18 protein-coding genes and 4 pseudogenes are annotated in these 23300 nt (G+C 59.0%); 9 read left to right on the top strand and 13 right to left on the bottom strand.

The genetic code is table 11. From position 1 onward, the window contains the following. Positions 1-286: 286 nt before the first annotated feature. Positions 287-1111, bottom strand: a complete 825-nt coding sequence (locus FNL56_RS05050; protein WP_143577461.1) for an IS5 family transposase — start codon at positions 1109-1111, stop codon at positions 287-289. A gap of 268 nt (positions 1112-1379) precedes the next feature. Between FNL56_RS05050 and FNL56_RS05045 the strand changes: the two are divergent. Together FNL56_RS05045 and FNL56_RS28130 are read left to right on the top strand one after the other, a co-directional pair. Then, a pseudogene (locus FNL56_RS05045) lies at positions 1380-2134 on the top strand (IS5 family transposase). A 336-nt stretch (positions 2135-2470) separates the two neighbouring features. Continuing rightward, a pseudogene (locus FNL56_RS28130) lies at positions 2471-2590 on the top strand (IS5/IS1182 family transposase); the annotation flags it as partial. 135 nt (positions 2591-2725) lie between these two features. Here the strand turns inward: FNL56_RS28130 and istB (FNL56_RS05035) are convergent. After that, a complete protein-coding gene (gene istB, locus FNL56_RS05035) occupies positions 2726-3535 on the bottom strand; it encodes an IS21-like element helper ATPase IstB (RefSeq protein ID WP_143577608.1) in 810 nt (269 codons plus the stop codon). Beyond that, positions 3532-5040 (bottom strand): IS21 family transposase, encoded by a 1509-nt coding sequence (istA, locus tag FNL56_RS05030; protein WP_143581806.1) that lies wholly within the window; start codon positions 5038-5040, stop codon positions 3532-3534. Before istA (FNL56_RS05030) ends, istB (FNL56_RS05035) begins: the two co-directional genes overlap by 4 nt. 183 nt (positions 5041-5223) lie before the next feature. Between istA (FNL56_RS05030) and FNL56_RS05025 the strand changes: the two are divergent. Next, positions 5224-5870 (top strand): annotated as a pseudogene (locus FNL56_RS05025) (IS5 family transposase); the annotation flags it as partial. 198 nt (positions 5871-6068) lie between these two features. On the opposite strand, the gene FNL56_RS05020 reads toward FNL56_RS05025, so the two are convergent. The 5 genes and pseudogenes from FNL56_RS05020 to FNL56_RS05000 all read right to left on the bottom strand — a co-directional run bounded on the left by FNL56_RS05020 (position 6069) and on the right by FNL56_RS05000 (position 10739). Continuing rightward, positions 6069-6446: a response regulator gene (locus FNL56_RS05020; protein ID WP_143577561.1), complete on the bottom strand. Its 378-nt coding sequence runs from the start codon at positions 6444-6446 to the stop codon at positions 6069-6071. Between the two features lie 77 nt (positions 6447-6523). After that, positions 6524-7726: a sensor histidine kinase gene (locus FNL56_RS05015; RefSeq protein ID WP_143577562.1), complete on the bottom strand. Its 1203-nt coding sequence runs from the start codon at positions 7724-7726 to the stop codon at positions 6524-6526. Between the two features lie 572 nt (positions 7727-8298). Further along, positions 8299-8484, bottom strand: a pseudogene (locus FNL56_RS05010) (helix-turn-helix domain-containing protein); the annotation flags it as partial. Positions 8485-8723: 239 nt separating this feature from the next. Then, positions 8724-9856, bottom strand: a protein-coding gene (locus FNL56_RS05005) for an IS3 family transposase (RefSeq protein ID WP_143577564.1) whose coding sequence is annotated in 2 segments (ribosomal slippage) — positions 8724-9601 and positions 9601-9856 — 1134 coding nt in all. Because the reading frame shifts where the segments join, the coding sequence is not laid out codon by codon here. A gap of 109 nt (positions 9857-9965) precedes the next feature. Next, positions 9966-10739: an EAL domain-containing protein gene (locus FNL56_RS05000; RefSeq protein ID WP_143578792.1), complete on the bottom strand. Its 774-nt coding sequence runs from the start codon at positions 10737-10739 to the stop codon at positions 9966-9968. Between the two features lie 1189 nt (positions 10740-11928). Between FNL56_RS05000 and FNL56_RS04995 the strand changes: the two genes are divergently transcribed. Next, entirely contained in the window at positions 11929-12609 is a 681-nt protein-coding gene (locus FNL56_RS04995; protein ID WP_143577566.1) for a DUF4339 domain-containing protein, read from the top strand. A 94-nt stretch (positions 12610-12703) separates the two neighbouring features. Here the strand turns inward: FNL56_RS04995 and FNL56_RS04990 are convergent, their stop codons facing one another. The 4 genes from FNL56_RS04990 to FNL56_RS04980 all read right to left on the bottom strand — a co-directional run bounded on the left by FNL56_RS04990 (position 12704) and on the right by FNL56_RS04980 (position 16843). Beyond that, positions 12704-13198 (bottom strand): hypothetical protein, encoded by a 495-nt coding sequence (locus FNL56_RS04990; RefSeq protein ID WP_143577567.1) that lies wholly within the window; start codon positions 13196-13198, stop codon positions 12704-12706. Between the two features lie 65 nt (positions 13199-13263). Next, positions 13264-15621: a hypothetical protein gene (locus FNL56_RS04985; RefSeq protein ID WP_143577568.1), complete on the bottom strand. Its 2358-nt coding sequence runs from the start codon at positions 15619-15621 to the stop codon at positions 13264-13266. Positions 15622-16161: 540 nt separating this feature from the next. Next, a complete protein-coding gene (locus FNL56_RS27575; RefSeq protein WP_168202858.1) occupies positions 16162-16332 on the bottom strand; it encodes a hypothetical protein in 171 nt (56 codons plus the stop codon). Between the two features lie 262 nt (positions 16333-16594). Next, the gene (locus FNL56_RS04980; protein ID WP_143577569.1) at positions 16595-16843 is read right to left on the bottom strand and encodes a DnaA N-terminal domain-containing protein; all 249 of its coding nucleotides are present in this window, start codon (positions 16841-16843) and stop codon (positions 16595-16597) included. A gap of 128 nt (positions 16844-16971) precedes the next feature. On the opposite strand from FNL56_RS04980, the gene istA (FNL56_RS04975) reads away from it, so the two are divergent. From istA (FNL56_RS04975) to FNL56_RS04965, 3 genes are all read left to right on the top strand, one after another. After that, entirely contained in the window at positions 16972-18471 is a 1500-nt protein-coding gene (gene istA / locus FNL56_RS04975) for an IS21 family transposase (RefSeq protein ID WP_143581805.1), read from the top strand. Next, complete coding sequence (istB, locus tag FNL56_RS04970; protein WP_143577538.1) at positions 18468-19262, top strand: IS21-like element helper ATPase IstB; 795 nt, start codon at positions 18468-18470, stop codon at positions 19260-19262. Before istA (FNL56_RS04975) ends, istB (FNL56_RS04970) begins: the two co-directional genes overlap by 4 nt. A 547-nt stretch (positions 19263-19809) precedes the next feature. Continuing rightward, entirely contained in the window at positions 19810-20232 is a 423-nt protein-coding gene (locus tag FNL56_RS04965; RefSeq protein ID WP_143577537.1) for a DUF3489 domain-containing protein, read from the top strand. A 30-nt stretch (positions 20233-20262) separates the two neighbouring features. On the opposite strand, the gene FNL56_RS04960 is transcribed toward FNL56_RS04965, so the two are convergent. Then, positions 20263-21087 carry an IS5 family transposase gene (locus FNL56_RS04960; protein ID WP_143577461.1) on the bottom strand — a complete coding sequence of 275 codons (825 nt, stop codon included), beginning with the start codon at positions 21085-21087 and terminating at the stop codon, positions 20263-20265. A gap of 131 nt (positions 21088-21218) precedes the next feature. Between FNL56_RS04960 and FNL56_RS04955 the strand changes: the two genes are divergently transcribed. Both FNL56_RS04955 and FNL56_RS04950 read left to right on the top strand, forming a co-directional pair. Then, the gene (locus FNL56_RS04955) at positions 21219-21674 is read left to right on the top strand and encodes a DUF2924 domain-containing protein (RefSeq protein WP_441351268.1); all 456 of its coding nucleotides are present in this window, start codon (positions 21219-21221) and stop codon (positions 21672-21674) included. Continuing rightward, positions 21671-23296, top strand: coding sequence for a recombinase family protein (locus FNL56_RS04950; protein WP_143577535.1), 1626 nt, complete (start codon positions 21671-21673; stop codon positions 23294-23296). The genes FNL56_RS04955 and FNL56_RS04950 overlap by 4 nt, the downstream gene beginning before the upstream one ends. Positions 23297-23300 lie beyond the last annotated feature (4 nt).

Below are 23300 nucleotides of genomic sequence, written 5' to 3'. Positions count from 1 at the left end.
TCCGTTTAGTCAGTGTTTGAAAACGGCGAACGTCATAATCAGGCCCTGGGTGATCTCCGCAGTGCGGACGGCTCAGACGGCTCTGCATATAACAAAATACCGCAACTTCTTCGTGCCTGAACCGTTTTGGGACCACGGTCAATTAAAAACTGCCTGCCGCCCGACACGTCCTTGTCGAAAGTCCGGTCCAGACCGCGCGCTAACTCGCAACTCCCCAGAGCCGATCTTTCGGCTACAAAGAGCGGCCCAAGCCTGAGAGTCTGACTCATAATGAATTCGTTTGATTTCAGGCTTTTGCAAGCCGTCTTATAAGGACGCGAATGTGAGCGACGAACGCCCAGGCAACGGCGCTGGCGATTGTGGTCTCGAAGTCCTTTGCCAATCTGCGGCAGCGACCGAGCCATCCGAACGTTCGTTCGACGACCCATCGGCGCGGTAGGATTTCGAAGCCCTGCTCCCTGTCGGATCGTTTTATGATTTCTATCGTCCAATTGCCGATGCGCTTCAAAGCTTGACGCAGCTTATCTCCGGCATAGCCACCATCGGCAAAAATATGGCGCAGCCACGGATAGCGATAACGTATCGAAGCAAGAACGCACGGGGCACCATCACGGTCCTGAATGCTGGCTTCGTGCACGACCAGCCCGACCAAGTTTCCTTGCGTGTCGGTGACGATGTGGCGCTTGCGGCCCTTGATTTTCTTACCTGCATCATAGCCCCGGGGGCCGCCGCTTTCCGTGGTTTTCACCGACTGGCTGTCAATCACTCCGGCCGTTGGGCTCGCCTCTCGGCCAGCCGCCTCGCGCGAGGCCATCACGAGCGTGTAGTTCAGCGACGCAAACAGTCCGCCGCGCGACCACGCGTAGAAATAGCCCTGCACCGTCGAGTAGGGCGGGAAATCCTTGGGCAACTGCCGCCATTGGCAGCCGGTCGACGCAATATACAGGATCGCATCCATCACCGTTCGCATATCTGTCGCACGCGGGCGACCGAGCGCCGAAGCAGGCGGCAGAAGCGGCTCCATCACAAACCACTCGGCATCCGTCGTATCGCTTTCATATCGCAAGCTCGCCCGCCTATAGTGTCGGCGGGTGATTTCAGTCCAGACCATCGTGCTCTCCCTCGAATCTTCGCAAATCCGAAGGAATCACAACTGGCTGAAATCACTCAGCTTCTTTTTCAGTCAGCCTCTGAGATGCATGCTGTTATGGCGCGACAATCAAGATGAGAATCTGTATTGCCGCATCCGAGATTGTTGCCGAAGGCCGTTTCGTTGCCTCATTCAAAATGTCGCCATTGGCCTTAAGAGCGCGTTGACATTCAGCATTCTCACGGACTCGCAAATCTGATTCAAGCTCCTTTTCGGATGGGAGCGTTGAATGCCGGTGGTTCGCCTGTCTCTACGGGACGATCAATGGGAACGGATAGCTCTGCACTTGCCGGGTAAGGCGGGAGATCCGAGTCGCAGCGGAACTGACAACTGTCTTTGCGTTGAAGCGGTTCTCTGGCTGGCCCGGACCGGATCGCCATGGCGCGATCTGCCGGACGTTTTTGGCAAGGCTAACAGCGTGTTCGTGCGCTTCTCGCGATGGTCCAAAAGCGGCGTGTGGGACCGGTTGTTCGCCGCCATGAGCGACGCTCCGGACTTTGAATACATCATGATCGACTCGACTATTGTCCGGGCGCACCAACATGCGGCGGGCAGAAAGGGGGGCCTGAAGCTCGTGCGATTGGCTGATCACGCGGCGCGCTGACCACCAAGATACACGCGGTGGTCGATGCGGTGGGCAATCCTCTGCGCTTCATTCTCTCGCCGGGGCAAGCGAGCGATTACACCGCGGCCGCGGCTCTCATCGCCGATCTACCGGCCGGGCATGTCCTCGGCGACAAAGGTGTCGTCTCGAAAGCGCTGCGGGACGCCATCATCAAGCGAGACGCTATCGCAGTCATTCCGCCCAGAAAAACGTCGCCACAGGTTCAACGCCACCACGCGTTAAATTGCGAGCGAAATCTCATCGAGAGCTTCTTCCTAAATCTCAAACACTTCAGGCGCATCGCAACGCGCTACGAAGAAACACCTAGAGCATTCATGTCGATGATATCAATCGTCAGCGCGCATATTTGGACACGATGAAAAATGTCAACGCGCTCTAGGGCCGTTTCCCGCTCAGGTGGCTTTTGCATTAATTTCGGTGAATGGTCGGTTGCAGATTCCGCTTAGCAAGTGGGCTTTTGAGATTAAAAAAACCAACTTTTCGCGTGTGAACTACCCTAACTGGTCCGATGCCCCTAACCCTGTGAGTTTTCACCACCCCCCCATCCCCGAGCGGACACCAAGAGCGCCTAGCATTCCTGATGCAGCTCAAGTCGCCGGGCCGCACGCTAATTCATTATGACGACTAATTCCGTCAACTAGGGCCTGTTGGGATTCAGGATTCCCACCCGGGCTTGGTTGTGATTCAAGCTGTGGATGGACCGATTCGTTTTGACTGACGCCCAATGGGCGAAGATGGAGCCGCTTTGTCTCGGCAAGCCGAGCGATCCCGGCCGCAGCGGCAAGGACAACCGACTTTTTATCGAGGCCGTTGTAGCGCGTCAATCTGGATGGGAAGCGCGACAATCAGGATGGCAATTTAGCGGTCGCGGCGTGGGGATGATTGTCGCGGCCTGACGATAACGCAAGTGATAATTGCGTGTCGTGGAGTTGATTGTCGTGGAGCGACAATCAGGATGACGCTTTGATTGTCGCGCGCGTTGGCGGCCTTCCGGCTCCGCGGGCTTTGTCGACAGCCTCTTTTCGGCGATAGCTGTCGACATTCATTTCGAGGATCGTGGCGTGGTGGACGAGGCGGTCGATCGCCGCCAGCGTCATGGCTTGGTCCGGGAAGATTTTTCCCCATTCACCGAATGGCTGATTGGCGGTGATGAGCATTGAGCGGCGTTCGTAGCGGGCGCTGATCAGTTCGAACAGAACGCTGGTCTCGGCTTGATCTTTGGTCACATAGGCAAGATCGTCGAGGATCAGCAGGTGATATTTGTCGAGCTTGGCGATCGCCGCTTCGAGCGTGAGGTCGCGGCGCGCGATCTGGAGTTTTTGCACGAGATCGGTAGTTCTGGTGAACAACACGCGCCAACCGTTTTCGATCAGGGACATGCCGAGCGCCGCTGCCAGATGCGATTTGCCGCCGCCAGGGGGACCAAAACACAACAGATTGGCGCCCTTGTCGAGCCAGGCGTCACCGGCGGCGAGAGCCTGCACCTGCGCCTTTGAGATCATCGGCACGGCATCGAAGTCGAATGCAGCGAGGGTCTTGCCCGGCGGCAGGCGGGCTTCATCCAGATGACGTTCGAAGCGACGACGGTTTCGCTCCACCATCTCCTGTTCAGCCAGGGCCGCCAGGAAGCGGGCGGCGGGCCAGCCTTCCTTATCGGCGGTTTCCGCCAGGGCGGCCCAGATCAGCTTGATGCCGGGCAGACGCAGTTCGCTGAGCAGCAATTCGACACGGGCGGCGTCGATCTTGACGGTCGCGTTCATGCGGCTTCTCCCACAGCCGCGGCAATCTGGTCGTAGATAGCGAGCGAGGGCAGCGTGACGACGACGACCGGTAGTGCCATGCCCTTCGGTCGGAAGCGTTCGATCAGCGCCTTGAGATCCGGCAGGATGCCGTCGTCGAGCGTGGCTTGCAGCACGGCACCGAGCTCCGCCTCGCAGGCCCGTTCATGTGCGAGCGCCAGAAGCCCGACCATGGCACGGCAGGCTGGTCTTTCGCCAATGCCGGCGAGCAAGGCGTCGAACGCACGAGCGTAAACGCGGCGGGGGAACAACTGGTCTCGATAGACCAGATTGAGCAGCGCCATCGGTTTGCGGCGCAGCGAATGGATGACGTGACGATAGTCGATGACATGGCCGTGTTTGCCGTTGGGCTGGCTTCGCCCGCGCCGCAGGGTGACGATGTGGGTGGCGCCCTGGAAGCATTCGAGCCGGTCGTCATAGAGACGCACCCGCAGCCGGTGACCGATCAAGCGGGAGGGGACCGAGTAAAACACCTTGCGCAACGTGAAGGCGCTTGATGTCGTTACATCGACGTTGACCTCCTCATAATCGGCGGTCTTGCGGACCGGCAGTTTCTGTAGCGCCGTCCGCTCCTGATCGATGCGCTTGGCATTGCGCGCGTTGCCGCGGCCAACGATCTCGTCGACAAAACCCCGCCAGGCCGCAAGATCGTCGAAGTCGCGAGAGGCACGCAGCAGCAGGGCGTCTGCCAACGCTCTCTTGAGATGGCCATGCGCACTTTCGATCGAGCCGTTCTCATGCGATACGCCGGGATTGTTGCGGGTCGGCGTCATGCCGTAATGGCCGCAGAACGCCTCATAGCGCGTCGTCAAATCCTCCTTGGCATCGGCTCCGAGATTGCGGAACGCGGCCGACAGGCTGTCGCTGCGGTGCTGCTCCGGAACCCCGCCCAGCGACCACAGCGCGTTCTGCAAGCCTTCCGCCAGCGCGACAAAGCTTTCGCCACCGAGCACGACGTGGGCGTGTTCGAAGCCGGAGAAAGGCAGCCGGAAGTGATAGAGCCGGCAGTCCAGCAACTGGCCCGCAATGGTGACGCCGAGATCGGCGACCTCGGTGAAGTCCGACAACCCCATGCGACCCGGCGGATGTTCCTGACGGAAGATCACCTCCCGATCCGGCCCGTTCACCGCCCGCCATGCCCGAATGCGCCGCTCGAGCGTCCGCCGCGTTCCAGAACCCAGTTCCGGATGCCGCCGGCATAGTTCCTCGAACACGGCGATCGGCCGCAATCCGGGGGCGGCCCTCAGTATCGGCAGAACTTCGTTCTCCCAAACGTCGATGAACGGATCGGCTCGACGGCGTGCGCGGCGCGCCTTCTTCTGGGTCGGAAGTCGGGGATCCTTCTCGTATCGGTAGGCGGCGGAGGTGCTGAAACCAGCCTTTGCAGCGGCGACGGCTGGCGAATGGTTGCGACGCAAGCTCATGAAAAGCCTCATTTGTTGATCGGTGACATGCCGGCCGGCCAAAGCACTGGTCCTCTCGAAGGAGAAGCCGATGCTTTACCAGCCGCCGTTACCGCCAATGAGGCCCCTTCGGGCCGACACGCCGCTGCTGGGGTGCCTCCGGTCGGGCTAAGCCCTCCCTTCGTCACCCCAGCAGCGGCGCATTCTCATCCTGATTGTCGCGGGATTCTCATCCTGATTGTCGCGCTACAGGCCGTGCTGTGGATCGCTCGAACAGGCAGCCCTTGGCGGGATCTGCCGCCCTCGTTCGGTCACTGGAACAGCGTGTTCACGCGCTTCCGCGACTGGGTGAAGGCGAATATCTGGAAGCGGTTGTTCGACGCGGTCTCCGGCGATCCCGACATGGAGTACGCCATGGTCGATGCCACCATCGTCAAGGTCCACCGCCACGGTCAGGGCGCAAAAGGGGGACGCAAAATCAAGCGATCGGCCGTTCGAAAGGCGGCATGACCACTAAAATCCTGGCCCTCACCGATGCACTCGGCAATCTCGTGCGCTTTGTGCTTCTACCGGGACAGCGCTTCGACACCGTCGGCGTGCCGACGCTCATCGACGGATTGGCCTTCGACGCGCTCATCGCCGACAAAGCGTTCGACAGCAACGCCATCATCGCTGATCTCGACGCGCGCGGCGCCAAAGCCGTCATCTCCCAGCATCCGCGCCGTGCAACGCCTCTCGCCATTGATAAAGAGATGTACAAATGGCGGCATCTCATCGAGAACTTCTTCGGCAAACTGAAGGAATTTAAACGGATCGCCATGCGCGCAGACAAGACCGACCAGAGCTTCGCTTCCATGATCCATCTGGCAGCAGCCGTGATAAACTCCCGATGAATCCCAACAGGCCCTAGGCCGTGAAACGGAAATCTGCCAGACTGACGCAACGCCCGAGTCCGCTATCCCCCGATAGCCGACGCATTGCTGCATAGCAACGAAACGACGCTATTTGCCAGAAACGGACTGGCATTCTTCTAGCTAGAAAGTACGGGTAGGCTTCATCCCACTATTTGTGGCGCCAATTCGATGCATCCGTTATGTCACGCTAGTAAGTTCACGAACAGCGCTGATAATTTGCGCGGCTTGGTAAGGCTTGGCAATAAACCGGGCGTCGGCCGGAAGGTCCCCGGCTCGTACTTTGAAATGCCCCGAAGTCGCGATGATCCTAATCGGTGGCCATCGGTCTCTGACCGTCGCCGCCAATTTTAAACCATTCATTGAACCCGGCATATCGATATCGGTAAATACCAGCCGAATATCGGAATTGCGTTCGAGCATCTGAATGGCCTCGTCCGCGTTGGTAGCCTCAAAAATGTCGAACCCGGCCGCGTCGAGCATCTCGACCACGTCCATACGAATGACCATTTCATCTTCGACAACAAGAATGCGGATCGGTGAAGCGCTAGAAAACATATAAAGTTAACTCATAGAATTAGCGCTGTTATCCGGCGCCTGGTATGTCGACTTCAACTCGCGCATCAAGCGTTCGTTTAGGGCGGATCGAGGGGAAATTTGATTGTGAATAACGCTCCGCTTGGAATGTTTTTAGAGATTTTCAACTCGCCCATCAACTGCTTGACCAAGCCGTTGATGACACGAAAGCCAAGACTGTTGCGCGGCTGGTTGACGTCAAACCCTTCGGGTAGCCCCGTGCCTTCGTCGGAAATCTCAACAAGCAGATGGCCGTCGATTTCCCGGGCCTCGACCCGGATCACACCTGGTAAATCGACATAGGCGTACTTGACAGCGTTCGTGACCAACTCGTTCACGAGCAACCCCAACGGAATCGCCTTATCGGCGGATATGATAATAGGTTCAGAGTGGCACTGAACCGTATGCTCCGGTGCGGAACTCTGGAGATTTTGGCAAAGATGACCGACAAAGTCTGATAGATCGACAAATCCAACCTTGCTGCCCCGCCACAGATGATCATGAACTTCTGCGATGGACGCGACACGCATGGCTGCATTTTCCAAAGCGTTCTTCACGTCAACGGACTCGGAACCGCGTGCCTGGACACGCAGAAGGCCCACGACGGAGGAGAGGCTGTTTTTGACGCGATGACTCATCTCACGCGTCAGTAACCCCTCATGATCGAGGGCTTGCTGAAGCTTGGCGTCTGCGTGTTGACGTTCAATCGCAATGCCGAGAAGGCCGGCAAAACCTGCCAGAAAATCCGCATCGGCGTCATCGAACTGTCCGGGATCGGGACTGTCCGCTTCGAGGACACCGAAGGGAGTATCGCCTTCGCCACCCCGCCTGATAAGCACATTGATCGCGCGTTTGATGCCATGCTCTGCCAAAAGTTTTGGCGTTCGAAAACGCGTCTCTTCATTCAGATGATTTGAAATGACCGACTGCCCAGTTTGAAAAGCAAAGCCGGCGGGAGATTCGATATCCGCGCCTAGCGATACATGGTCGACCGTGCCCGCGGGCCAGCCAATGCCCGCGCGCACGATCAGACGCTTTTCATCGGGGAGATACTCCAGAACTTTGGCATATGAGCACCCCAGACCGCGGGCACTCAGTTCGGAGGCTTGCTGAAGAATGTGCCGGAAATCACGCGTCTGTAACGCCGCCGTTCCAAATTCGCGAAGGAGAGCCTGTTGGCGGCGACGATACGGAAGCTCGTCCTGACGATTTAGGAAGGCGTCGGAGGCGGTAGGAGAGACCAGCGTCGGTTCGGAAGGCATAATGCTTCCAATTCTGGATAGCGTCATTGCACCGGAATGTTGACAATACACGATCGCTTTGAGGAGCTTACCGTACCAACTGCCTGAATGACTCATCCTACAACGCTATCAACGTCTCTTCGTTCCGCCGCTCAGGGGTTAACGTTCGCGCCACGGTGCACTCAAGGTCGATGTCCGACTAGGGTCAAATGGCGACCAAAGTCTGCCGGCGCGGCATGTCCGTATCCGCACAGATCATCCGCGTCGAATAGCTAAATGACTACAGCTAGGGGATGGCGTTCGGCTTAGCTAAATCTAGCCCTACCTGCCAGGTAGGGCTAATTGCTGTCGCTTGCCATGGCACACAGATGGCTTTCTGTATTGAGCTTCTGTTTCTTTCCGTGCGAAGCACCCTAACCGGTCCGCCCCCTCAAGACCCCAGACTTTTGGTCCCCCCCGTTGCGCAATGTAAGTCGGGGCAGCGCCGGCGCCGCTGCAAAGACTCGAGCTGATTCGTTTTGATCGACCCTGCTGCACGCCGCTCATTTGACGAGCCTGCTGGCGCCATGCGAAGGCTACTGGACGAGTCAGCATCAAGAACCGAGTCGTCCGCGATATTCCTGCAGCGACGCTGCCAGCAAACGCACGAAACTGCGGCGCATGGTCTCCTCTGCGCCGAAGCCGCAACGTTGCGAGATGCGCTTCACAGGCAAGGTCGTGTCCGAGAGCAGTCGCCGCGCCGCTTCGACATGCAATTGCTCGACAGCACGCGCGGGCGTACCCCAAATCACCGCCCTGGAGGATTGAGGAGGGGAATGACAAGTGCTTCTGGGTTTTTGACTTCACCGGATTTCTGATTGTCGCCGTCAGTCACCGTGAGGATCCGCACCCCAAGCAGGTTCCCGAACATGTGTGCTATCACAGCCCGGGGGGAGCGCGACGGGTCGCAAAGGCGATTGAGGTGGTCCCGGTCGTCTGAACAGATTTTCCGCGTCGATAAGTGGAGCTTCCGCCGGGGTTAGGCTGCCATGCGGATGGGCAGCGGGTTGAAGTAGGCCTGATCGGGTGTTCGCCCGTCAAGACTCGAATGCGGCCTTCGGCCATTGTAAAAGTCCAGATACCGACCGATCGATTGTCGCGCCTCGTCGACGCTGTCGTAGGCCCGCAGATAGACTTCCTCGTATTTGACGCTGCGCCACAATCGTTCGACGAACACGTTGTCCCGGCAGGCGCCTTTGCCATCCATGCTGATGGCGATGCCGTTGTCGGCAAGCAGGCCGGTGAAGGCCTGGCCGGTGAACTGCGAACCCTGGTCAGTGTTGAATATCTCCGGCTTGCCGTGACGCGCCAAAGCATCCTGCAGCGTCTCGATGCAGAACGAGGCTTCCATGGTGATCGATAGCCGCCATGACAGTACCCGGCGGGTCGCCCAGTCGAGCACTACGGCGAGATAGACGAAGCCACGTGCCATCGGAATGTAGGTGATGTCCGTCGCCCAGACATGGTTCGGCCGCGTAATTTCCATGCCGCGCAGCAGATACGGATAGATCTTGTGGCCGGGCTCGGGTTTGGTGGTGCGCGGACGCCGATAGATTGCCTCTATCCCCATTCGCTTCATCAGCGTCTTCACATGCCGGCGGCCGATCTGGCACCCCTCGGCAGCCAGCAGGCCGCGCAACATCCGCGACCCGGCGAAGGGAAACTCCAGATGCAGCCGATCCAGGCGCTGCATGATCGCGAGATCGGTGGCGGACACCGGACGCGGCAGATAATAGACACTGCCGCGGCTGATCTTCAAAACCTCCGTCTGCTTTGTGATCGACAGATCGTGATTACGGTCGATCATCGTCTTGCGCTCAGCAATCCCGCCTTGGTGAGCGCGCCTTCTAAAAAATCGTTCTCCAGGGTCAGCTCTCCGATCTTGGCGTGCAGCGATTTGACATCGACGGCCGGCTCCGTCGGCGCCGTGCCTCCCGGCCCGAACACCCCGGAAGCGGCGCCCTCCAGTTGTGCCTTCCAGGTCGTGATCTGGTTCGGGTGAACGTCAAAATGCTCGGCCAGTTGGGTGATCGTGCGATCGCCCTTGATGGCGGCCAGTGCCACCTTGGCCTTGAAGCCCGGTGTGTGGTTCCGGCGCGGTCGTCTCGTCATGGTCTCTCCTGTGCGCGGCGATTATCGCTGCTGTCAGGCAGAAACTCCACTTATCGTCCTGTGCAGATTTCCGGGGCCGGCTCTAGGCTCCGCAAAAGGAAAAGTCTCTCTAACTTACGCTACGGATCAGGATGGGCTGATCCAGCAACGGTACATCGGGCAGCGCCATCAACGCAGGCTTGGCGAAATGATAGCCCTGGAACAGCGAAATGCCGGCAGCGCGCAGCACGGTGAGCTCGGCGGCGCTCTCAACACCCTCGGCGAGCACGATGATGTCGAGTTCGCGCGCAATCCCGACAATGCCGGCGACGATCGCCTGCTTGGCGCGGCTGAGATGAATGTTGCGCAGCAGTTCCATGTCGATCTTGATCAGGTCGGTCTGCAGCCGCGCCAGCAGGCCAAGGCCGGCATAGCCAGCGCCGAAATCGTCCAGCGCAGTCATGAAGCCGAATTTCCTATACGCCTCAACGATCCTCTGCACATGCGCTACGTCGCTCATCCGCTCGTTCTCGGTGAACTCGAACATCAGGTTCTGGTGCGGAAAGTCGACCCGCCTGGCCGCGGCCAGCGACTTCTGAATACACGCCGCAGGCTCGTAGACGGCGTTCGGCATGAAGTTGATAGACAGCCGCAAATGCGGCTGCTTGAACAACACACCAGCGGTCTCGATCGCCAGAACGCGCGCCGTCTGGTCGAAGCGGTACCAAATCTCGTCGGTCACCTGATCGAGCACCGAAAAGGCAGACTCACCGTTTGGGCCGCGCACCAGCGCCTCATAGCCCCACACGCGTTTGGCCTTGAGGTCGACGATCGGCTGAAAAGCCATCTTGAATTCGAAAGGCAGCGGGACTTCTTCACCGCATCCTGCGCACTTACCGCCCATATCCCCTCCGCCCACCGATTTCTGATACTTGCGAACCAGCAATTAGAGTAGTGGCGAACAGCTGAAAAACCGGTAAACGGGCTAAGATCGATATCGGTCACAGCAGCTTGACCGGTCACCGCGTGGTCTTCCTCAGCCACGGCGGCGTGGTGGATCCGCGTTAATTGTCGTGGAAAAGGGCACGATCCTGGACTGCGACGTGAAATAAGCGGTCGAAACCGCTTCGGTTCGCCGCACACGGGATTGAGCGACTAGGGTCGCTGATTGTTCGGCATGCTGTCCGGCATCCGAATACAGGGAAGGATGCGACTGATGCACCACATCCTGCTGTTCAATGAAGCCGCCTCTCAAATGGGCAAACGCACCGTCCCGGCAGAGACGCAAACCCATTGGGCGGGTGGACTGACTATATGGGTGCGATCCCCCAAAGCGGCGCGATGGCAATCGGGAATGGGATCCCCCCACCTGAGGTCGGTACGACGATCCGGATGAAGAACGGCAAGCGCCATATTTTCGACGGATCATTTGCCTACACCGACAGAAGTGGCTTTTAGTATTAATTCTGCGAATTTCAACAAAATAACCGGCGCCGCGCTTTCCGTCTCAAGTGGGCTTTCAGTTTTAAAAAGACCGACTTTTTGCGCGCGAAACACCCTAACCGGTCCGATGCCCCTGCCCCCTAGAGTTTTCGCCCCCCCCCCCCCAACGTCGCCTTCGGCGCGGCAAAGAGCAAGAGCACCAGCTTCTCCTGTGCATCTGGCGGACCGCGGAGCCGTGCCCTCATGCGTCGCCGCCACGACTTCGCGCCGGCCGCATCCGCCCTGATGGCTTTCTCTATTGAGCTTTCGTTTCTTTATGCATGAACCACCGTAACCGGTCCGGTGGCCTATCCCATCAGAGTTTTGATACCCCCTGGCTCCGCCTTGCATTGAAAGTCGGCTTTGCCAGCAGCGGTCATTAGCTGGCCGCAAGACTCAGCAAATCCCGTCGGAAAGCTGGCGCTCCACCGCCATGAGACTGACCGCGCTGCACCACCGTCGCCTGGTACGAGGTAACATCACGTCGTCTGCGTGGTTACAAGTCTGCAGGCTTGCAATGGACGGCACTAGACAGCACAATTGCTTTTCAACATTGCCGCGCGGGTGCGCTCCGCTCCTCAAGCCGATCGGCTCTACAAATTGGCGACTCGATGCTTGACAAATGGTACTACGCAGCGGGCGAAACGACCATGGGTCCGCTCGGACTGACGGAATTGAAAGTATTGCTGGACGGGGCGACAAATTGGCAAGGGCTGATGGTTTGGCGCGCAGGGTTCACCCAATGGCAAACGGCCGGAAGCGTCAGGGAAATTCGCCTTCTTTATGAATTTTCCCCGCCCATTGTATCGACGGTTCCCCCGACGCTGGCGAGGCCGAAACGTGCGCTGCCTCACAGGATCATTCTTGGCATTATTGTCTTAGCAGCCGCCATGGCGTTTGGCGCGTTCGGACTGATCTTTTTCCAGCGCGTGCGGAATGTTCAATCCACGGCTTCGTCGACCATGGCCACGCCCGGTATCGAGGGCGAAATCGCCGGCGCTCTGGATAAGATTCGATCCGGTCTGCCGAGAAAAATAGACGCCACTACCATCCTGACGGGTGTGCGCAATTTAAACGCGCAACTTATCTTTGAGAATATCGTCACTACGGATTTCAGCAAATTTGACGATGCGACGAAAGACAGGTTGCGCCAGTCCGTCGTCAGGAATGTCTGCGGCAATGCCGAGACGCGCAAGATCTTGGATATCGGCGGCTCCTTTCGATACGTCTACACGGATTTACAAACTCGACCCGTATTCGATATCGACGTTCTCAAGACCAGCTGTCCGTAGCGGGTTTACTGGCGTCGGTACAATCGCGCGCTTGCCGGTGGCCACGGGCTCGCGTCAGCGCGGCAATGCTGATGTAAGGATCACTGCAGACCAATCATGGCAGTACTGCCATCCACACCGAAATTTCAAAGAGACGCCAGACAGCAGCAACGGGCGTAAAGACCAGGCTGAAGTGGACTTGCAAGGGCTGCGTTTCGTAATAGCCACGAATGTGCAAGAAGCCTTTGCCGTCGAACTCCGGGCTGCCGATGAATTTCGGCTGGTAGAGGACAATCGGACTGAGATTCACGCCGTTCGTACGCATGTTGGCAAATGTCGCGGCGAGCTGTTTTGTCGAGTTGAGTTTCTGAAAGCCCGGTGCGGCGAGATCGCGCAACACTGAGTAGTTGCCGGTCAGATTGGCATGGTTGAGCGCAATGAGGGAATTGTGCGCCAAAATCGCCAGTCCGTCATTGTCCGGCGCCAATAGCCGCGGCGGCTCTGTCGCCTTCGCTGTGCGAGCGATGGCCTCGACAGGCTCTTTCGTCTCTGCAGCGGCCGTGCAGCTCGGCATCGAAACGCTAGCTGCAAGCACGATGGCGAGCACCAATCGTGTGCAAATTCCTCCCGGGCGCGCGCGACACTGCTCCTCACCGGTCTGCAAACGGAGAATACCTACCAACTGTATTGCGCGCTGACGCGGCCGCCTACCATGCTCTTGCCGTAGCCGGATACGTCAGCCTCCGCCCAGCCTCCGGCTCCTGATAGGGTCAGCCGGTCTCCTCTTGACAGCAGCCCTGTGCCGAGAACGCCAGCGGCGCTGAAGCCGTAACCGTAGGCGCCACCGAATGCGCTGGCGTTAATCTTGATGCCGAATCTTTCCGAGCCCGTGAGATTGGGATCCGAAAGCGCCATGCCAATCACGACGCCGGCCTTGATGCTGGCCACCTGTCGGTAAAGCGCGCCATTGTCAGAGGCTAGGTTACCGGCATTGTCCGACGTCACGACGCCAAGCAGACCTTGCTGCCTGGACCTGCTGAGATCGGTATTCATCCCAGGCGCCGTCGTGGTCTGGTTGGATGTACCAAGGGTTACCTGGTTGCTGGCCGAAGCCGACGCACCGGACCCAAGCGCTGTCGAATTTTCATAAGCGGCCGCAACGGTCGCGCCGGACCCGAGCGCAGTGGAATTGGTCGCCGCGCTGGTCGCGTTCTGACCGACGGCCGATGAGGCAAACCCCGAAGCGGTCGATCGCGTACCGACCGCGACGGCATTGGTCGCGCTGGCATTCGCGGTCTGGCCGAATGCAATCGCTCCGTTCATCGTCGCACTTGATCCCTGCCCCTGGGCGATTGCCGCGTTTCCGATTGCGATATTGCTGTCACCGATGGCGAGTGCGCCCGTCCCTGCGGCGACATTGAGATTGCCGGCAGAGAACGCACCCTGTCCCAAGGCCGTATTGTTGGCACCGACACCCACCGCGCCCGTTCCGGTCGCGATATTGGGGTCACCGATCGCGACGGCGCCGCTGCCGGAGGCCACGTTCAGATTGCCGATCGAAACTGCGCCGATGCCCTCAAGAACGCTCGACGTTCCACCTGCGAACGAGCCTGCCCCCGCCGCCGCAGAGACCAGCGCGCCGAAGCCGATGGCGACCGATGTCCCTGCAAGTGCCTGTGACGAACCGCCGACCGCGATGGCGTTGTCGGCCAGTGCAAGCGCCGTCTGGCCCTGGGCAATCGCGCCCGCACCCGTGGCACGCGAACCTTGACCGAGCGCGATGGCCGCTTGTCCTGACGCTGTATTGCTGCTTCCAGTCGCGACCGCGCCCCGGCCCGTGGCAGTATTATTATCGCCGGTGGCGACGGCACCTGTGCCTGAGGCATTATTGAGGTTGCCGATTGAAATCGCGCCGGTCCCGTCAATCACTGTGGACGTGCCGCCGGCAAATGAGCCGGCACCTGCCGCCGCAGAGACGAGTGCGCCAAAGCCGATGGCGACCGATGTATCTGCGAACGCCCGCGATCCAGTTCCGATTGCAGTCGCGTTAAGACCTGTCGCTGAAGCGTCGGTGCCGAACGCGACCGAGCCTATCCGCGTCGCGCTCGCGTTGTTGCCAATCGCGACGGCGGTAACGTCGCCGGTGAAAGCCTGGGCTCCACCTGTGCCGGCACCGGAGAACGCACCGCCACCCAATGTTATACCGCTCGAATAGGTCGTCAGACCGGGATCACCGATAGTAATCGCACCGCCGAATGCAGAGATGCCTTGCGTGGCCGAAAAGGTGCTTGCGTCAATGTTTCCCGCCACATTCAGAGCGCCGGCGACTCCAACTTTACCACCGAACACAGAATCGCCGGTAACGTTAACGCCGCCGGCCTTGACGGTGACCGTGCCGGTGAATTTCGTATCACAGGAATCGAGCGTGTTGACGTAGGTCGTTAGATCCTGCGCCTGATGCGCAAACACTGAGGATGCGACCTGGGATGCAACGCCTGAAACAGATGCGGCAGCGCCAACTGCCGACGCTGCCGTCACAATTACGGCGGCGGTGGAATCCGCGGCAAGTGCGGCGGCGCCACCAGCGGCGACTCCAAGTCCGGGTGCGGCTGCGCCAGCATCAAGCGGCACAACGACGCCAATTGCTGCTTCCGCAAGCCCTCCGGAAATGGCACCAAAAGATATGGCTGCGGCCGTCTGGGCGGCGCTTTGAGCGGTCAAACTGACAACGACGGCAGCGGCCCCGACACCATTAGACGCAAGGCCTACGTCATTCGCAGTGAGCGCCTGATTGGCAATGCGGCTGAGGCCAGGGAGATATTGCTGGGAGCAACCTCCACCACCGACAACGGGATTTGCAATCTCCGTGCTTGTCACGACCGGCGCAGGCGTCGGCGAAGCCGGATTGGGGATACCGGCATTGCCTCCTGCCGCCAGGGTCTGCCTCACCATTGAAAGCGACAAGGACGCAATCAGCGTGATGCTGATGCTGGTTGCCAGCGCGCGGCGGCGCGCCGACGGAAATATTGCCACGGTCGACTCCAAAATTTCTATTGAAAAGAAAAGATGAAACGAAGGCTCGCAATCCGACTACTGTCGGTAACCGCTCGTCTTCGGTTAGCCCGGAAAAACCTGCAGCTGGAACGACAGCCGGAAGATGACTGGCAGCTCTGCTTTGAGCCACGTGATGTTGAAATTAGCTGCGGTCTTGGGGTGTTGACTCGACGCTACCGCTGTTCGATATAGCGCTAATTAGGGTTAATTCTTTATTAAAATTGACGCCTCTTCCATCGGATCGGCAAGTTGGCTGCGGAGACAGCGGCCTTCGCGTTGGTACAACGACCTGAGTCACGCGCTTTTCACCGAGCAATGCTTTCAAGATTTTGCTGCCGCGCATGCCAGTCGCATCCGCAGGAGTAGGTCGAGCATAATCAGATACCCAGAGTTAGCCCAGTTGCGTGCTCGACGATGCCGGCGTGCATGGGTGCGGTTTATGGATGCAATAAGCGCAGCTACACCCATTGACCCTCCGCTCTGGGTTGAGCTGTCTAAAGACTCAGGTGCCCAGTCCGCTCAATATGGGCCGGGCACCTGATCAACAGCAGCTTCGCGGCAGGAGAGTTTGTTGGTCGCCGGAGCATCCACATAGGGGAAGTGGCTTTTTAAATTAATTCCGTTAAATGCGCGTCCGCAAATTCCGCCTATAAAGTGGGTTTCTAGTTTTTGAAAAACAACTTTTTGCATGTGGACCACCCTAACCGGTCCGATGTCCCTACCCCTCAGAGTTTTGACCACCCCCCCCGCTAGGCCAGAGGCTCGCGGTCGTGCCTTTCGGCCGGGCGGGAAGTCTCTAACGCAAAGCCCAGGCAGTCAGCTCACCGTGCGGACCGCCGTTAGCTCCATTAGCAGCGTGCACAGATGGCTTTCTGTATTGAGCTTTTTTATTTCCGCGTGAAGCACCCTAACCGGTCCGGCTCCCCATCAGACTTTTGCATCTTCTCCTAACTTATGTTCTGGCAATACCGGGCTTTGATGCAAAGGCCTCAACACGCTCAATACTGGCATCCATGGCGCGCCACGCGACGAGCAGCTGCACCTCATAGTCAATAATGATTTTGGTCGCGTGGAAAGGCGAAGGAGCCACCAGAGTGACTGTACCATCCGCAACACCAGCGACCGTAACCTTGGCGAACCAGCTCCTAAAGATGTCATCGCCAAGCCGCTTTCTTAAACTTATAGCAATCACATCAGGCATTGGACCCGCCAAAGGGACTGTAAAAGCCGGAGCAATACTGCCTCACTGAAGCGGCCGATTTGATTGGCTGCGCCGGAGTAAAACTGCGGCAGTTAGAGTCCTTTGTCTGGAACGGCAGGGGGCGGGGGATGAAGACAGTGGAGCTTTACGCGCGGGTCCGGCACGCCGTTCTGATCGAGGGGATCAGCGAGCGCGCTGCGGCAGACCGGTTCGGCATCAACGCCAGGACGGTCTCGAAGATGCTGAAGTTCTCGGTGCCGCCCGGATACGTGCGCAGGAAGCCACCGTTGCAGCCTAAGCTCGACGAGTTCAGCGGTATTATTGATGCGATTCTGGCGGCCGACAAGGACCGGCCGAAGAAGCAGCGGCATACGTCCAAGCGGATTTTCGAGCGGCTCTGCGACGAGCACGGATTTACGGGCAAAATCACAATCGTGAAGGACTACGTTGCCGGCTGGCGCCAGCGGACGCAGGAGATGTTCGTGCCGCTTGCACATCCGCCAGGGCATGCCCAGGCCGACTTCGGCGAAGCGATCGGCGTCATCGGCGGCGTCGAGTGCAAGATTCACTTCTTCGCGATGGACTTGCCGCACTCCGACGCGATCTTCGTGGTGGGCTATCCGGCGGAGACGACGGAAGCGTTCTGCGACGGGCACGTGCGAGCGTTCGCGTTCTTCGACGGCGTGCCGCAGTCGATTCTCTATGACAACACCAGGATCGCGGTTGCCCGCATTCTCGGCGATGGCAAGCGTCAGCGCACGCGCGTGTTCAGCGAGCTGCAATCGCATTACCTGTTCACGGATCGGTTTGGCCGCCCTGGCAAGGGTAACGACAAGGGCAAGGTCGAGGGGCTTGTGGGGTATGCGCGGCGGAACTTCCTGGTGCCGATCCCCGTGTTCGCTGACTTCGAGGCCTTGAACGGGCATCTTCTGGAGGGGTGCCGGAAGCGCCTTGCGGACCGGCTGCGCGGCCATGACGGCACGATCGGCGAGCGGCTGCAGCACGATCTCGCCGCGTTCCAGAAGCCGCTGCCGGCGCCCTACGACGCTTGCGACAAGAAGCCGGGCAGCGTCAACTCGCTCTCGCTGGTGCGCTATCGGCTGAATGACTACTCGGTGCCGACGGCCTATGGGCACCAGAAGGTGCTGGTCCGTGGCTATGTGCACGAGGTCATCATCGCCTGCGGAGCCGAGGTGATTGCGCGCCATCCCCGCTCCTACGCGCGCGAGGACTTCGTGTTCAATCCACTGCATTACCTGGCGCTCATCGAGCAGAAAACCAATGCGCACGACCAGGCAGCCCCGCTCGCCGATTGGAAGTTGCCCGAGGAGTTCGCGACGTTGCGCCGCCTGCTTGAGGCCCGTATGGGCAGGTCCGGCAAGCGCGAGTTTGTGCAGGTGCTGCGGCTGATCGAGGTGTTCAAGGTCGACGACGTGGCCGCCGCTGTGCGCGACGCAATCGCGCGCGGTGCGGTCGGCTTCGATGCCGTGAAGCATCTGGTGCTGTGCCGTATCGAGCGGCGTCCGCCACGCCTCGACATGACGATCTATCCGTATCTGCCCAAAGCGACGGTCGCGACAACATCGGCGCGGTCGTACATGGATCTGTTGGCCGGAGTGGCGACATGACCGACGCGCCGCAGATCCTGCTCGCCCACCATCTGAAGGCGTTGAAGCTGCCGACGTTCCTGCGAGAGTACGACAAGGTCGCCCGGCTGTGTGCGGCTGAAGGCGTCGACCATCCGCGTTACCTGATGCGGCTGGCCGAGATGGAGATGATTGATCGCGAGCGACGTATGGTGGAGCGCCGGATCAAGGTGGCGCGGTTCCCGACCGTTAAAAGCCTCGATAGCTTCGACTTCCTGGCGTTGCCATCGCTAAACAAGATGTTGGTGCTGGAACTGGCGCGCTCCGACTACGTCGAGCGGCGCGAAAACATCATTGCCGTCGGCAACAGCGGCACAGGCAAGAGCCACATCGCGCTCGGGCTTGGCTTGGCGGCCTGCCAGAAGGGTCTATCGGTTGGCTTCATCACGGCGTCGGCTCTGGTCCACGAACTGCTCGAAGCGCGCGACGAAAAACGGCTACTGCGTCTTCAGCGTCAGCTCGCCGGCTACAAGCTGCTGATCATCGACGAACTCGGCTATGTACCACTCTCTGTGACCGGGGCCGAGCTGCTGTTCGAGGTCTTCAGCCAGCGCTACGAGCGAGGCAGCACGTTGGTCACGAGCAATCTGCCGTTCGACGAGTGGACGTCCGTGTTCGGCTCCGAGCGGCTCACCGGCGCGCTCCTCGACCGCCTCACACATCACGTCCATATTCTCGAGATGAACGGCGACAGCTTTAGGCTCGCCGACTCCAGACGCCGGTCACGCCGAGCGCGGTCAGAACCGCCGTCGGACGCAGCCCCTCAGGAATGAAACGCGACAAGCAAGAAGGCCCCCGATCGGGGGCCTTCTTGCTTGCGTCCGTGCTGCACTTTTACTCCGGCCAGCCGCTGTAAAATCTCTCCGGCGTTGACACGGAAGTGACGATCAGGCCGGATCTCCGCCCGCAACCTATCCAAAACGAGAATTTCGAAACTCTCGGTCGGAGACTTTCGGGAGATCGAGGTTTTTTTTGCGGCCAGTCTGCCACTCTGAAACTTCTCCCGGATACAGAAGGTCCAGCAAATACGGGCCTTTCTGAGCTAACCGGCCGGTGGTCGAATGCCCGGACTGCTTGGTTGGGACGGGAGAATCCGAACTGCCACACCGCGCGACCAGGCGAAAGAAGCGAAGTCGCCTTAAGACTGTAAGAGAAGACCACAATCCTGGCGAAAGGACTGGCTTAGTTCTGAAAACGGAGCGCTACTGCACTGCAAAAGTATGCACTGAAGTTCTTCAGACCCTGCCCCGCTGGCCGTTTGGCCACTGCGGGGCCGCGGCGGTGGGGCGCGATGGATGCCCCGCAGCTTTGGAGATTCCTATGACGAAGACTAAGGCAAAAGCAAAGCCGACGCGCAACTCCACGATGAAAAAGCCGGCGCGAAGGGCCGCAACGGCTGGAGCCGTTAATGTGAAGCAAGTCGCGCCGAACTCACCAAAGAAGGTGCATGCGAAGCAGCCAACCGCGTCTGAGCTACCCGCCGCAACAGCGCCAAGCGCCAGCGCCGGCAGTAAACAGTCGCGGGTTCTTGCGATGCTTCGGATGATAAATGGCGCGACAATCGAGGACATCATGCGAGCGACCAGCTGGCAACAACACTCAGTGCGCGGCTTTTTCGCTGGTGTCGTGCGAAAGAAGCTCAATCTCGATTTAGCTTCTGAAATTATCGGCGGCACCCGCCGCTACCGGATCAATGGACAGACGACGGTCGGCGGCACCAACAAACCTGCAAGAGCGGCCTAAGAGTCTGACTCATAATGAATTCGTTTGATTTCAGGCTTTTGCAAGCCGTCTTATAAGGACGCGAATGTGAGCGACGAACGCCCAGGCAACGGCGCTGGCGATTGTGGTCTCGAAGTCCTTTGCCAATCTGCGGCAGCGACCGAGCCATCCGAACGTTCGTTCGACGACCCATCGGCGCGGTAGGATTTCGAAGCCCTGCTCCCTGTCGGATCGTTTTATGATTTCTATCGTCCAATTGCCGATGCGCTTCAAAGCTTGACGCAGCTTATCTCCGGCATAGCCACCATCGGCAAAAATATGGCGCAGCCACGGATAGCGATAACGTATCGAAGCAAGAACGCACGGGGCACCATCACGGTCCTGAATGCTGGCTTCGTGCACGACCAGCCCGACCAAGTTTCCTTGCGTGTCGGTGACGATGTGGCGCTTGCGGCCCTTGATTTTCTTACCTGCATCATAGCCCCGGGGGCCGCCGCTTTCCGTGGTTTTCACCGACTGGCTGTCAATCACTCCGGCCGTTGGGCTCGCCTCTCGGCCAGCCGCCTCGCGCGAGGCCATCACGAGCGTGTAGTTCAGCGACGCAAACAGTCCGCCGCGCGACCACGCGTAGAAATAGCCCTGCACCGTCGAGTAGGGCGGGAAATCCTTGGGCAACTGCCGCCATTGGCAGCCGGTCGACGCAATATACAGGATCGCATCCATCACCGTTCGCATATCTGTCGCACGCGGGCGACCGAGCGCCGAAGCAGGCGGCAGAAGCGGCTCCATCACAAACCACTCGGCATCCGTCGTATCGCTTTCATATCGCAAGCTCGCCCGCCTATAGTGTCGGCGGGTGATTTCAGTCCAGACCATCGTGCTCTCCCTCGAATCTTCGCAAATCCGAAGGAATCACAACTGGCTGAAATCACTCAGCTTCTTTTTCAGTCAGCCTCTAAGGAATGGAGACTAGAAATAACACTCGTCGCGCTCACGGCGCGGCAAGTGTGGAGATCGAGGTCGCGCGCTTGCGCGATCTCGATCTCAGAGCTTTACGTATCCGATGGCAAGGCGAGACTGGTCGTGCGGCGCCTTCGCACTTACCGCGGCACTTGTTGTATGCCATGCTCGCCTATCGCATTCAGGTTGATGCCTTTGGAGATATCGATTCAGAATCTCGGCAAATTTTGAGGGCGGCCGCAGGATTGACTGGATCCGCAACGATCACGCAACTCACTGACAGGATAGATCAGCGCAATCAGGAATTGCTGACCGGCGCCACCCTGAGCCGGGAGTGGAACGGACGCGATCATCGCGTCATCGTGGTCGATGGTGGGTATTCATTTGAGGGCAACCCTTACAATAGCCTTTCAAAGGTCGCGTTCGCCATCACAGGGACCAAGTGGAACGGCCCGCGGTTTTTTGGTCTGCGTGCCGCGTCACGGGTGACGAGGCCGTCATGACCTTAGCCAACAAATCGGTTCGCTGTGCAATCTACACCCGGGTCTCCACCGATGCTGGACTCGATCAGGCGTTCAATTCGCTGGATGCGCAATTCGATGCATCGGAGGCCTATATCCGAAGCCAGGCGCATGCGGGTTGGACCTTGATCAAGTCGCGTTATGACGACGGCGGCTTCTCGGGCGGATCGACCGACCGACCTGCCCTTCAGAAAATTCTGACCGACGTAAAGGCCCGCAAGATCAATGTCATCGTTGTCTACAAAGTTGATCGGCTGACCCGGTCGCTCGCTGATTTTGCCAAGCTGGTCGAGCTATTCGACGCACATGGCGTTTCGTTCGTCTCCGTAACCCAGCAGTTCAACACCACGACTTCAATGGGGCGCCTGACGCTGAACGTCCTGCTTTCCTTTGCCCAGTTCGAGCGGGAGGTCACCGCCGAGCGCATTCGGGACAAAATCGCCGCCTCCAAACGAAAAGGCCTCTGGGTCGGCGGAATGGTTCCTCTCGGCTATACCCTCACGGAGGGACAACTTCTTATTCATGAAGAAGAGGCCAAGACAGTCCGGCTCATCTTCACGCGCTATCTCGCACTAAAGAGCGTCAACCTCCTGGTGGTCGATCTCAAAGGCCAGGGCCTGACTTCAAAGGTGCGAAACCTCTCAACTGGCAAAACAAGAGGTGGCGTTTCGTTCACTCAGGGCTCTCTATTCTATATACTGCGTAATCGGTTCTATATCGGCGAGGTCTTGTTCAAGGAAGAGATCCTGCCCGGCCCGCAGCCGGCGCTGCTTGAGCGATCGCTGTTTGACGCTGTTCAATCCCAACTTTCAGACCAATGGTCGCACCGGACCACCAGTCGGGAAAAGTCGAAGCCATTATTGTCAGGCCTGCTGTTCGATGACGCGGGCAACAAGATGATCGCCACGCACGCGACAAAGAACAGGGTGCGGTATCGCTATTATATCTCGCAGCCACTTCAGCGGGGGCATTCCGATGCGCCGGTCGGTTCGGTCTCGCGCGTGCCCGCTGAGGAGATCGAGCAAATCGTCATAAAGGCACTGAAAGACCTTGGCACATCGTTGGTGGGCAAGTCTGCCGCACAGCCAGTAGCGGACATGGTTACAACCTGGGCTGGGAGGATCGAGATCCGTTCGAAGGAATTGATGATTGCGATCAAGCCGGCCCAACAGACGCTGGCTGAGCAAACCCAGAATCGAGATGACGTAATCCAAGATCTTCAAGGCGAAGTGATCTCCATCCCCTGGGTCAAACCACCGGCTCGGAAGTTCCGGGATGTGATCCAGCCTGCAACGGCGTCTTCTCTTCGGGCACGACCCATTCGTTCCGAACGTCGAGCTGGCCTGATAAGGGCCATCGCACACGGTCGACAATGGCTCGACGAAATCGTGTCGGGCCGAATGACTATTGAAGATATTGCGGCGAGACAAAAATGCAGCACGCGGCAAGTCAATCTAACACTATCGATGTCATTCCTGGCTCCGCCTCTCGTCAAAGCCGCGATCGAGGGGCGCCTTCCCCGTGGCATCGGCATCGCCGAACTCCGCGATGCACCCGCCGAGTGGTCGAAGCAATATTTGAAGCTGGGGTTGCCGCCGCTTTAATCGG

The sequence above is a fragment of the Tardiphaga sp. vice304 genome, assembly GCF_007018905.1.
In the GTDB taxonomy this organism is placed as follows: domain Bacteria; phylum Pseudomonadota; class Alphaproteobacteria; order Rhizobiales; family Xanthobacteraceae; genus Tardiphaga.
The sequence above is the reverse complement of the archived record's forward strand: the minus strand, read 5'-3'. Positions and strand labels throughout refer to the sequence as shown.